The 11,675-nt window shown below is 59.3% G+C and carries 14 protein-coding genes; 7 read left to right on the top strand and 7 right to left on the bottom strand.

Annotated features, from left to right (window positions below):
- The first annotated feature begins 186 nt into the window (after nt 1-186).
- The 6 genes from N1037_03165 to N1037_03140 all read left to right on the top strand — a co-directional run bounded on the left by N1037_03165 (nt 187) and on the right by N1037_03140 (nt 4,724).
- Nucleotides 187-930: an SH3 domain-containing protein gene (locus N1037_03165; protein UWS80042.1), complete on the top strand. Its 744-nt coding sequence runs from the start codon at nt 187-189 to the stop codon at nt 928-930.
- Between the two features lie 53 nt (nt 931-983).
- Nucleotides 984-1,814, top strand: a complete 831-nt coding sequence (locus N1037_03160; protein UWS80041.1) for an SDR family NAD(P)-dependent oxidoreductase — start codon at nt 984-986, stop codon at nt 1,812-1,814.
- A gap of 71 nt (nt 1,815-1,885) precedes the next feature.
- A complete protein-coding gene (locus tag N1037_03155) occupies nt 1,886-2,092 on the top strand; it encodes a twin transmembrane helix small protein (protein UWS80040.1) in 207 nt (68 codons plus the stop codon).
- A 2-nt stretch (nt 2,093-2,094) separates the two neighbouring features.
- On the top strand, nt 2,095-2,667 hold the full coding sequence (locus tag N1037_03150; GenBank protein ID UWS80039.1) for a cob(I)yrinic acid a,c-diamide adenosyltransferase: 573 nt from the start codon (nt 2,095-2,097) through the stop codon (nt 2,665-2,667).
- A gap of 369 nt (nt 2,668-3,036) precedes the next feature.
- Nucleotides 3,037-3,795 carry an electron transfer flavoprotein subunit beta/FixA family protein gene (locus N1037_03145; GenBank protein ID UWS80038.1) on the top strand — a complete coding sequence of 253 codons (759 nt, stop codon included), beginning with the start codon at nt 3,037-3,039 and terminating at the stop codon, nt 3,793-3,795.
- Nucleotides 3,795-4,724, top strand: coding sequence for an FAD-binding protein (locus N1037_03140; protein ID UWS80037.1), 930 nt, complete (start codon nt 3,795-3,797; stop codon nt 4,722-4,724). Before N1037_03145 ends, N1037_03140 begins: the two co-directional genes overlap by 1 nt.
- A 156-nt stretch (nt 4,725-4,880) precedes the next feature.
- Here N1037_03140 and N1037_03135 read toward each other — a convergent pair whose 3' ends face one another.
- A complete protein-coding gene (locus N1037_03135; GenBank protein ID UWS80036.1) occupies nt 4,881-5,696 on the bottom strand; it encodes a DUF6473 family protein in 816 nt (271 codons plus the stop codon).
- A gap of 157 nt (nt 5,697-5,853) precedes the next feature.
- Here N1037_03135 and N1037_03130 point away from each other — a divergent pair, with 157 nt between their 5' ends.
- The gene (locus tag N1037_03130) at nt 5,854-6,729 is read left to right on the top strand and encodes a 3-hydroxybutyryl-CoA dehydrogenase (GenBank protein ID UWS80035.1); all 876 of its coding nucleotides are present in this window, start codon (nt 5,854-5,856) and stop codon (nt 6,727-6,729) included.
- 243 nt (nt 6,730-6,972) lie between these two features.
- Here N1037_03130 and N1037_03125 read toward each other — a convergent pair whose 3' ends face one another.
- The 6 genes from N1037_03125 to N1037_03100 are packed head-to-tail and all read right to left on the bottom strand — an operon-like array spanning nt 6,973 to nt 11,654.
- Nucleotides 6,973-7,866 carry a lysophospholipid acyltransferase family protein gene (locus N1037_03125; GenBank protein ID UWS80034.1) on the bottom strand — a complete coding sequence of 298 codons (894 nt, stop codon included), beginning with the start codon at nt 7,864-7,866 and terminating at the stop codon, nt 6,973-6,975.
- A 33-nt stretch (nt 7,867-7,899) separates the two neighbouring features.
- Nucleotides 7,900-8,169: an HPr family phosphocarrier protein gene (locus tag N1037_03120; GenBank protein UWS80033.1), complete on the bottom strand. Its 270-nt coding sequence runs from the start codon at nt 8,167-8,169 to the stop codon at nt 7,900-7,902.
- Nucleotides 8,170-8,577: a PTS fructose transporter subunit IIA gene (locus tag N1037_03115; protein ID UWS80032.1), complete on the bottom strand. Its 408-nt coding sequence runs from the start codon at nt 8,575-8,577 to the stop codon at nt 8,170-8,172. It lies immediately after the preceding gene.
- A gap of 21 nt (nt 8,578-8,598) precedes the next feature.
- The gene (rapZ, locus tag N1037_03110) at nt 8,599-9,459 is read right to left on the bottom strand and encodes an RNase adapter RapZ (protein UWS80031.1); all 861 of its coding nucleotides are present in this window, start codon (nt 9,457-9,459) and stop codon (nt 8,599-8,601) included.
- A gap of 14 nt (nt 9,460-9,473) precedes the next feature.
- Entirely contained in the window at nt 9,474-9,932 is a 459-nt protein-coding gene (locus tag N1037_03105) for an HPr kinase/phosphatase C-terminal domain-containing protein (GenBank protein ID UWS80030.1), read from the bottom strand.
- Between the two features lie 6 nt (nt 9,933-9,938).
- Nucleotides 9,939-11,654, bottom strand: a complete 1,716-nt coding sequence (locus N1037_03100) for a sensor histidine kinase (GenBank protein UWS80029.1) — start codon at nt 11,652-11,654, stop codon at nt 9,939-9,941.
- Nucleotides 11,655-11,675: the final 21 nt, after the last annotated feature.

The following is an 11,675-nucleotide window of genomic DNA, read 5'->3' as shown; positions in this document are numbered from 1 at the left end:
CACAAAAGGGGGAGAAGCCCCGGCAGTCTCCCCTGTGCTCCGTCGCGCTTTGAACTATATTAACGGGATCAGTTTAGGCTATGGCGGCCTTTGGTGCTGCCGCGGTGGTCCGATGTCTTGTTCCAGATCATTTGGACTCGCTGCCAATATTTGCCGCTATTGATTTATTGTTCAGGGGGATGCGCTATGTCGCGCTTGGTTATTGTGTCTTTTGCCTTTTTGGGCTGGGGGTTTTACGAGTTCAGCGGCGGCGGCGATTTTGTAGCGCCCGAACGCCCGCCTGAAAACCTGCTCAAAGTCGCCAGCACATCTGCGACCCTGGACACTCCCACACCGGCAGCCAGCACATTCCAACGCAGCGCAAAAATTCGCGCCGCAACTCTGGTCACAGCGCCTGTGCTGCAACCGGGCCTGCAGCAGGCAGCGGCCTCTCCCTCCCAGCCAGAGCCCAATTCCCGGCCCATACCGGATCCGGCCCATCGTCAGGCTGTTGCCCTGGACAAAATCGCCTCCGCCGGGGCTAGCCTGCACAGCTCTACCAGCGCCTTTGCTCCGACGGCTGAAACCGGCCTGTTGCACATGGACAATATCCAGGGTGGACTAGCCGCGATGACAACCCGCCCTGCCGCTGGTGGAAATCTTGGTGGCACCAATGGCGGGGTCGTGCTGAACACCGGGCTGACAGGAGCGGAACCCGCGCAGCCGTTGATCCCGGTTGAAAGCTATCTTGATATTCGCGAAATCCGCGCCTCGCGCGTCAACATGCGCCAGGGTCCGGGCACCATCTATCCTGTCACAGCGCGGCTCTTGGCTGGCGATGAGGTTCTCATCATGGAGGACAGCGGCACAGGCTGGCTGCAGCTCAGAAACCGTGCCGGCACCAAGGTGGGGTGGGTTGCCGCTTCCCTGGTGAGCAAGAAACGCTCATAACCCTCTGAACTGGGCCTGTCTCAAGGCCGGACATTCAGAAACAGGGTCACCAGATGCACAAATCAATTCTGATCACCGGCTGCTCCTCTGGGATTGGCCTGGACGCCGCCCGTGCCATGCGGGATCGCGGCTGGCGGGTCTTTGCCTCCTGCCGTCAACAGGCGGACTGCGACAGGTTGCAGGCCGAAGGCTTTGACAGCCCGCGCATCGACTACGCCGACGAACACAGCATCACCTCCGGGCTGGCAGAGGTCCTGCAGGCCACGGGTGGCACATTGGATGCACTGTTCAACAATGGCGCCCACGGCCTGCCGGGCGCGGTAGAAGATCTCGCCACCGAGGGTCTGCGCGAGATCTTTGAAACCAATGTCTTTGGCTGGCACGACCTGACCCGGCAGGTGCTGCCAGTGATGCGGGCGCAGGGCCATGGCCGCATCGTGCAGAACTCATCCATTCTGGGGCTGGTCTCTTTTCCCTGGCGCGGCGCCTATGTGGCGACAAAATTTGCCATTGAAGGGCTCACCGACACGCTGCGGGTGGAACTGCTCGACACGGATATCAAAGTCGCCCTGATTGAACCCGGCCCGGTGACCTCAAAATTCCGCGAAAATGCCATCCCCCATTTTGAACGCTTCATCGACTGGCAGAATTCGCCCTTTCGTCCCCTCTATGAGAAAAAGTTGCTCAAGCGGCTCTATGAGAGCACCGGGCCGGATCAGTTCGAACTGCCAGCGAGCGCGGTGACTGCCAAGCTGATCCACGCCTGCGAATCGCCGCGCCCCCGGCCGCGCTATTATGTAACCACCCCGACCTATGTCGCCGGTGTGCTGCGCCGTATCCTGACAACTCGGGCAATTGACCGCATCCTGGCGCGGCTTAAATAGGCAATTGGCTGTCGCCAAGGCTGGCGGCACAGGCTAGACCAGAGCCCAGGCAAACGCGAAGGAAAACATCAATGGGTGATCCGCTTTATATTCTGGCCGTGCTGGCGATAGCGGCTGTGGTTGTGGTGCTGATTCTCGGGCTTGGCGGCTTTGGCAAAGGCGGCGCCTTCAACCAGAAATACGCCAACAAGCTGATGCGGCTGCGGCTGTTGTTCCAATTCATCGCCGTGGCGCTTTTGGTGGCCTATGTTTACCTGCGCGGCCAGGGAGGGCAGTAATCATGGTTGTTCTGAACAAGATCTACACCCGCACGGGCGATAAGGGCGATACCGCGCTTGGCAATGGCGCACGCGTTGCCAAACATGATGCCCGGGTGAACGCCTATGGCACCTCGGATGAGCTAAACGCCTTTATCGGCGTCGCCCGTCTGGAGGCCAGCGGTGACATGGATGCCGCCCTGTCGCGCATTCAGAACGATCTTTTTGATCTGGGCGCCGACCTGTGCCGCCCCGAAATGGCAAAAGACGCCGAAGCCGAGTACCCGCCCCTGCGCGTTGTGCAATCCCAGGTCGATCGGCTCGAGAGCGAGATTGACGGAATGAACAAAGCACTGGCGCCACTGCGCAGCTTTGTGCTGCCCGGCGGCAGCGCCCTGGCGGCGCATCTGCATGTCTGTCGCACCGTGGCCCGCCGCGCCGAACGGCTGACAACAGAGCTGGCCATGGTCGAAGAGATCAACCCGGTGGTGGCGACCTATCTGAACCGCCTGTCTGACTGGTTCTTTGTTGCCTCCCGTCAGGCCAATGACAATGGCGCCAAGGATGTGCTTTGGGTGCCCGGCGCCAATCGCTGAGCCCCCCCCGGCGCGGGCTGCGGCCCGTCCTGCAGCAAAAGCACCCTGCGTCACATGCTGCGCCGCAGCGTCACCTTGGGGTAAACCCCATCGACAGCAGGGGCGATTCGCGCCTACCAAATCCCTGCTCCGGGACTGTCACACCGGAGCAAACCGCCAGCTTGGTTTCGGGCTATCTTGCAAAATGTAAGCCGCCATCACGAAACATTCTTGCAAGATTGTCGTGTCAAAAGACAAAACACGACGTCTGCGACCTGCAACGTGACGATTTTTCTCTGTTGTGCCCGGGACTGACCCGGTATCAACAGCGCGAGAGCATAGAGGGTGCCCGTTTCGGCGGCGTGCCGTTTGTTAAGGAGAGAACGCAAAATGAAGGTACTCGTGCCTGTCAAACGCGTGATTGACTATAACGTGAAAGTCCGCGTCAAAGCGGATGGAAGCGGTGTCGATCTCGCCAACGTCAAAATGTCGATGAACCCCTTCGACGAAATCGCTGTCGAAGAGGCCATCCGCCTCAAGGAAGCAGGAAAGGCTGAAGAAGTCATTGCTGTATCCATCGGCGTGAAGCAGGCTCAGGAAACCCTGCGCACGGCTCTGGCTATGGGTGCCGACCGCGCCATCCTGGTTGTTGCTGCTGACGATGTTCACAGCGACATCGAGCCGCTCGCGGTTGCCAAGATCCTCAAAGCCGTCGTCGAAGAAGAGCAGCCCGGCCTGGTTCTGGCTGGCAAGCAGGCGATCGACAACGACATGAACGCCACTGGTCAGATGCTCTCCGCCCTGCTGGGCTGGTCGCAGGGGACCTTTGCCTCTGAGCTGGACATCGATGGCGACAAGGCCGTTGTGACCCGCGAAGTGGACGGCGGTCTGCAGACCATCAAGGTGAACATGCCCGCCATCGTCACCGTTGACCTGCGCCTGAACGAGCCTCGCTATGCTTCGCTGCCAAACATCATGAAGGCGAAGAAAAAACCAATGGCCGAAAAGACTGCCGCCGATTACGGCGTCGATGTCACGCCGCGCCTGGAAGTGGTTTCCACCTCTGAGCCAGCGGCCCGTGCCGCCGGTATCATGGTTGGTTCTGTTGATGAACTGGTCGAGAAACTCAAAGAAGCGGGGGCTGTGTAATGGCTGTTCTTCTCCTTGCTGAAGTCACCGATGGCGCCCTGGCGCTGGACGCAACCGCAAAGGCTGTGACAGCTGCTGCGGCTCTGGGTGACGTGACCGTTCTGGCCGCTGGCGCATCTGCTGCCGCTGCCGGTGCCGAAGCTGCCAAAATCGCTGGCGTTTCACGCGTTCTGGTTGCCGAAGACGCATCCCTGGGCCACCGCCTGGCGGAACCCACAGCGGCGCTGATCGCCTCGCTGGCTGGTGACTACGAGCACATCGTTGCCCCTGCCACCACCGATGCCAAAAACGTTCTGCCCCGCGTCGCCGCACTGCTGGACGTGATGGTGATCTCGGATGTGACAGCTGTTGTTGACGGCTCCACCTTCGAGCGCCCCATCTACGCAGGCAACGCCATCCAGACCGTCAAATCCTCGGATGCAAAGAAAGTCATCTCTTTCCGCACCGCGACCTTTGACGCCGCTGGCGAGGGTGGCTCCGCCTCTGTTGACACCATCGGTGCTGCAGAAAACCCCGGCCTCTCTGAGTGGGTCGAAGACAAGGTTGCCGAATCCGACCGCCCCGAGCTGACCTCGGCTGGCGTTGTTGTGTCCGGCGGTCGTGGCGTTGGTTCCGAGGAAGACTTCAAACTGATCGAAGGTCTGGCTGACAAGCTGGGCGCTGCGGTTGGGGCCTCGCGGGCAGCGGTCGATTCCGGCTACGCGCCCAACGACTGGCAGGTTGGCCAGACCGGTAAGGTCGTGGCGCCTGATCTCTATGTCGCCATCGGTATCTCTGGTGCGATCCAGCACCTGGCCGGCATGAAAGACTCCAAAGTGATCGTCGCGATCAACAAGGACGAAGAAGCACCCATCTTCCAGGTTGCTGACTTTGGCCTGGTTGCCGACCTCTTTGCAGCCGTGCCTGAGCTGACCGAAAAACTCGGCTAAGCGAACAGTTGCAGTCTGGGGCGATCCCAGACTGCATCACCACAACAAACGGGGCCCGCACTGAGTGCTGGCCCCGTTTTTGTTTGCATGTTCTGAAACCCGGCCCCTGTCACCCACCGATGTCGCCCGCTGCTATCAGCACCCGCGCTCCAGAGATCAGCGCAGGCTCTGCAGCTTCTCAGCCAGGGCGCAGCCAATGCGCGCGTGTTCATTGGGGCCCAACATGTGCTGGGCCGCAGGAAAGTCCAGCGCGCCCATAGTCATCCCGTCAAAATCATCCAACAGACCAGCGGGCGCCACATCGACCTCCACCACGCCTTTGGTGCGGTCCTGCAGCGCCTGGATCATGCTGTTCTCCACCAGCACCGGCTCGTGGTTGAAGGTAGCATTGCCTTTCAGACGATAGCGCACCCAGAGCAGCACAACCCGCCCTTCCAGTGTCGCAATCACCTGCGCCATGCGATCAACCCAGGTGTCTTGAAGATGCCGACGCACCTCTGCAAACCGCTCCTCAGAAAGCGCTTGCAGGGTGGTGAGCAAATGTTTGTTAAAGTGGAACTCGGTATAGTCCACCTCAGGGAACAGCGTCTTGAGCGCAGGCTGCGCCTGCAAAAAGCGGTCATTGCGCCGTGGATGCACCCGGTAATAGCGGTTTGAGACATTCTGCGCCCCCAACACCTGCACCACAGAGAGGTCCGCCCCCCGCGCAACCTCCATCAGCACCTTGTCGCTGGCAAAGGTGTCCAACCCTGCGTTCACCGCAGCCAGATTGACACAGGGTGTTTTTAACAAAGATTCGCTAACGTCTGAAAAGGGAGTCTTCACAAACCGTCCAAATACCTCTGTCCCACCAAGAAAAGCGATATATGGACTGTCTAATTCTCTTTGGGGGCCACGTACTGGCAAGCGTGATCCCGCATAGCAGCACGTTCCACCCGAAAGCGCACCTGCGCTTTTGGCTTCGTAGCTCATAGTTCCCACCGTTTTATTCACCCAAGGATCACTTTGGGGGCGAAAGATTGCAAATTCCCTAAAGTTAAATTTCACCTAAAATTCCAGGCGTGCAGCCTTGTGTCTGCCCCAAGGCCACCGATAAGGTTGCCAAGCAGGCAAACTGGGAGCCACTGGCATGGATATCAAAAAGATCGGCATCATTGGCGCGGGCCAGATGGGAAATGGCATTGCACATGTCACCGCATTGGCAGGCTATGATGTTGTTTTGAATGACATTAACCAGCAATCTCTGGATGCTGCGGTTAGCGCGATTCACAAAAACATGGCGCGTCAGGCCAGCCGTGGAAAAATCTCCGAAACAGATGTCACCGAGGCTCTGGCCCGGATCACCACAACGCTGACACTGGCGGACGTCGGCGCCACCGATCTGGTGATCGAGGCCGCAACCGAGCGTGAAACCGTCAAGCAGGCGATTTTTGAGGACCTGCAGCCGCATTTGCTGCCGCATACGATTCTCACCTCCAACACCTCATCCATTTCGATTACCCGCCTGGCCAGCCGGACGGATCGCCCCGAACGCTTCATGGGCTTTCATTTCATGAACCCGGTGCCCGTGATGCAACTGGTGGAACTGATCCGCGGCATTGCCACCGATGAAGAGACCTTTGCCAGCTGCAGGACTGTGGTTGAACGCCTCGACAAAACTGCGGCCAGCGCCGAAGATTTCCCGGCCTTTATCGTCAACCGCATCCTGATGCCGATGATCAACGAGGCGGTCTATACGCTTTACGAAGGCGTTGGTTCGGTCAAATCTATCGATGAGTCGATGAAACTTGGCGCCAACCACCCGATGGGCCCGCTGGAACTGGCTGACTTCATCGGCCTGGACACCTGCCTTGCCATTATGAACGTCCTGCACGAAGGTCTGGCCGATACCAAATACCGGCCCTGCCCACTGCTCACCAAATATGTCGAAGCAGGCTGGCTGGGGCGCAAAACCCAACGCGGGTTCTATGACTATCGCGGTGAAACCCCCGTTCCAACCCGCTAATCCCCCGCCTGAGCTGCTGCTTCGGAGCCCTCATCGCCTGACACTCGCAGGACGGCGGCGCGGACAGGGCACAAGCCAAATTGCGGAGGCTCCGCGCCCTTTGGGCGTGGACACCGTCATTTTGCTTGGGACAGGGCCAAGCCGCTGTCACGCAGGGATCAGGCTATGGGGGCTTTGACGTTGCTGCTTTGGTGACTCAGAAGCTGAAAGGCCCCCGGCAAAGACAGACTAAGCTCTATGAGCTCAGCTCTTTTGACCAAGATCCAGCGTATACTCTCGCAGCCAGGCCATGAACCCACGCGGATCGCTTTGCAGCCGCTGCATCTGTTCCTCGGTCAAAGCCTCACCCACGACTGGCGCCTGGGGCTTGTTGCAAGAGCGCACAATCTCATGCAACAGCAGCCCCTGCCGTAAGATCGGCGAGATCTTATTGGCGATCTGATAGCTGCGTGAATTGCGCCCGGGGAAAAAGATCGGCACCACCCGGGCGCCAGAGCGGCGGATCAGCTGCGCGGTAAAGACATTCCATTCCTGCTCGATCGCAGGACCAAACCAGGTCTCGGATGACATCACCACTCCCGACGGGAACAGCGCCACAACCCCGCCGGCTTTTAGATGGGTCATGGTCTTGGCGCGCATCTCGACCATTTTCTTTTGCGCATCCGGGTCATGTGGAAAGGGCACCGGAATCATAAAGGAGGTCGCAGCCTCATCGAGACCAGTCAGCACTGACCGGGTCAAAATCCGGTAATCCTGGCGCACCCGACCGATCAGATCGGCAAAGATCATGCCGTCCACCATGCCATGGGGGTGATTGGCGACAATCACCACCGGGCCATCGCTGGGGATGCGTTTGATCTGCTCTTCCGGGGTCATCAGATCGATGCCCATGATATTGAGCGCCCCGCGCCAGAACTTCTGACCGCGATATTCCGCGTTTTGATTTTCGAACTTTTTGACCATGCGCAGAATGGTCAGCTTGCCGGTCACCCACTCGATGGCTTTGATGGCCAAAGAGGTCCAACGATCATCAAAAGAATTGGCATAGGTCAGGGTGCGGCGGTCATAGACCTCACCGATGTCCTTTTTGCTCTCCGGTGCAACACCGGTGTTCTGCTCATGTGCCGTATCCGCCACCGTGCCATTCCTGTCAATTGAGGGAAGCCGAGTTTAGAACCCCTCGCCGAATTTGTCAGCCACCAGGGCCTCTACCGCATCAGCCAGAGCACCAGCATCCGGCCCCGAAGTCTCGACGTCAATAGTCGTTCCTTTCGAGGCTGCCAACATCAAAAGCCCCATGATACTGTCCCCAGAGGCAGACATTCCGTCTTTTGAGACCTCAGCCGTTGCGTCAAAGCCTTCGACAACCTCTACCAGTTTGGCGGAGGCACGGGCATGCAGCCCCTTTTCATTTACGATTTTTAATGTCTTCAAAGCCATTTATTGCGCCTGCTCCCCGTCGGGATTGATGTTTAGAGAATTAATATACTTACGCCCCGCTTCCATCGCGTGGCGTACGGCTTCCCCCACCACAAGATCTCGGGATTTGGTGAGCTTGATCAAAAGCGGCAGATTTGCTCCGTACAATATGCGCCTGCCAGAAGGTTTACAGGCCCGCAAACTGAGGTTCGAGGGCGATCCACCATAGAGATCCGTCACCACGACAACGCCGTCACCAGTATCCACCTGGTCCGCTGCCGCGCAGATTTCGCGCTGCTTGTCTTCACGGTCATCATCAGGTGCGATGGCAATGGACAAAAGGTTGGGCTGAGGCCCTACGACATGCTCGACCGCGGCCAGGTATTCCCCGGCCAGCCCGCCATGTGCCACGATCACGATCCCGATCAATCCTGTAACTCCGTATCCCTGCTAGCTTTGCAGCTCGCGGTGTCTAATTGACACCTGCTGGCCCCGTTCTGCAAGGGCTTTTGCAAGGGTTTCTGCCAAGGTCACCGAGCGATGTTGCCCGCCCGTACAGCCAAAGGCGATCGACAGATGCGATTTCCCCTCCTCGCGGTAGGCCGGAAGCAAAAACTGGGTGATGTCCAGCACCCGCGCAAAGAAGCCCTCATAGCGCGGATCCGCCTGCACATGCGCCTGCACAGAGCCATCGCGCCCATCCTGCCCCCGCAGGCTCGGATCCCAGTAGGGGTTGTTCAGAAACCGGCAGTCAAACACCATATCAACACTGCGCGGCACCCCGCGTTTATAGGAAAAGCTCTGGATCGACAGCGCCAGGTTGCGGCCTGTGGGAACAAAGAGATGCTCGATCTCCGCCTTGAGCTGATGCACATTCATATCCGAAGTCTCCAGCAACAGGCTGGCCCTGTCGCGGATCGACCCCATCAGGCTCAGCTCTCGTTGCACCCCCAGTTCAGGCGTTTCCCCCGGCGACAGCGGATGGCGTCGCCGGGTTTCCGAATAGCGCCGCAACAGCACCTCAGGACGGGCATCCAGATAGAGCACCGACAGATCACAGCCCTCACGCGCTTCCAGCATATCAATGACTTCCAACAGCGCTGCCGGGGAAAAATCCCGGTTGCGACTGTCCAGCCCCAGAGCCATCGGCCCCGCACCGTCCGCCGCTGAAACCAGCCCCGGCAACAGCCGCAGAGGAAGGTTATCAATGGCCTCATAGCCAAGATCTTCGAGCACGTTAATCGCAGTTGTACGCCCGGCGCCCGAAGGCCCAGTTACCAGTACAATCGGGGTCACCTTGGGTTCAGGCATTGGTGTTCCGCCAGTCAGGGGTTTGCATCAGAAAGCTTGGCATCGGGATCCAAAGCGCCCGATTTGAGAAACTGTATCAGGGCTGCTGCGAAATGGCTGCACTCTCCGCGATGAAACACCTGGATCTGCTGCCCCAGCAGCGCCTGGTGCCGTTTGGGAGGCAGGCGCTCGGTCTCCACCTGATCCAAGTCGACGATCGCGCAGATCGCGGTCTCTTTGGCGGCGGCAACGGTCAAAATCCCAACAAATCGCGCCTCAATAAGGCCCTCAGCTGCCGGAGATCTGGCCCAGACGTCCCGCCCCTGCTGCCAGATCTGCACCTGGTCATCCGCCACCAGATCCGCCCCATAGGCCATCAACTGCAAAGCAAGGGCGGATTTTCCGCTGCCAGACGCGCCCCGGATCAACAGCCCGCGCGCGCCCCATGTCACACAACTGGCGTGCAGAGAGAGGCAGGGTTCGACCGGTGCCATCACAGCTCAGACGGGCAGGCCAACAACAAATCGTGCGCCCAATGGTTCAGAGGTGACATCGGCCTCGGTGGGTCGGATGTTTTCGGCCCAGACCACACCCCCATGGGCTTCGACGATCTGTTTGGAAATCGCCAGCCCAAGGCCGGAGTTATTGCCAAAATGCTCATCGGGGCGTTGCGAGTAGAACCGTTTGAAGATCTTTGCCAGCGCCTGTTCGGGAATGCCGGGGCCAGTGTCTTCGACCACGATCAGCACCCTGTTGTCGCGGCGGCGGGCCCAGACGCGGATCGCATCGCCTTCTTCACAAAAGGAGATCGCATTGGTGATCAGATTGACAAAGACCTGCGCCAGACGCGCCTCCAGGCCCTGGATCATCACCGGGCGCTGGGGCAGATCGGTGATATAGTCGATCTGCTTGGCCCGTGCGTCTTCGCCAAGATACTGATTGAGATTGGTGAGCATCTGCAAGAGATCGAATTCGTCCTCTTCCTCTTTCACCAGCTCGGCATCCAGACGCGACGCATTGGAGATGTCGCTCACCAAGCGGTCCAGGCGGCGCACATCATGTTCGATGACCTCCATCAGCTTTTCGCGCTGATCTTCACGTTTGACCATCCGCAGGGTGCCGACGGCAGATTGCAGACTGGCCAGCGGGTTTTTGATTTCATGGGCCACATCGGCTGCAAACTGTTCGTTGCTGTCGATCCGACTATACAACGCCGTGACCATACCGCGCAGCGCCCGGCTTAACCGGCCGATCTCATCGGGGCGCGCTGACAGGTCGGGAATACGAACACGACCCGCATGAGCCTTGCGAGAATTCCGTTCGCGGCCCAGCTCGGCAGCCTCAGCCAGATCCGCCAGCGGATTGGCGATGGTCGAGGCCAACACCAGGCTCAGCCCGACAGAAACCAACAGGGCAATAATGAAGATTTGCAAAACCCGTTCGCGTTCGCCGCGTACCAGGGCGTCGATTTCACCGGAGGGCGAGGCCAGCGCGACGACCCCGATGGCGGTGCCATTGCTGAGGATCGGTGCCACTGCCGACAGAACCGTTCCGCCGCTGGTCTCTCCGACCACTTCGATCTTGGCCCCTTCGGTCAAGGACTGTCGCACTAGGCTCTGCAGCTGATCACGCAGCGGCTTGATGGGGCCCCCTTCGACAGGTTCGGATTGGAACGCCCCCCCCAACGTCGTCCAGAGCCTCGACAATCCGTCGGAAATCAACGTGCGGTTCTTGGAGCCCTCGTTCAGCGCATTCAACGCGTCCGGCCGGTTGACCCCGGTCACCTGCGCCACCAACACGCCGGAGGTATCAAAGACAAAGGCTTCGACCCCGCCGCGCAGGGTCACCCCTTCCAGCACGTCCAGCGGGTCAATGCCATCGCCCGTTGTCAGGCTGACAGCCCCCGAGGAGGGCAGCACCGCTTCAAAAACATCGGCAATCAACGACACTTCGGCCACCAGAGCCCCGGCCCGCTGCTTTACCAGACTCTGACGCGAGGAGTTCAGGTAGAGAATGCCGGCAACCAGAATGATCAGAGCAATCAGGTTGAAGGTGATGATCTTTCGCGTCAGAGGCGAGCCTTTCAAAGAGAAAAACCCGCGACGCGCCCGTTTCACCTGCATTTCGGCCGCAACGGTCTGGTCTGGTGCGACCCAATCGTCGCCCAGAACCACATCTCCATCTTGCCGACTCGGTGTCAGGCCAGTGTCACGCATTGTTGCACGCCCCCCTGGGAA

Source organism: Phaeobacter sp. G2 (assembly GCA_025163595.1).
Classification (GTDB): domain Bacteria; phylum Pseudomonadota; class Alphaproteobacteria; order Rhodobacterales; family Rhodobacteraceae; genus Pseudophaeobacter.
The sequence above is the reverse complement of the archived record's forward strand: the minus strand, read 5'-3'. Positions and strand labels throughout refer to the sequence as shown.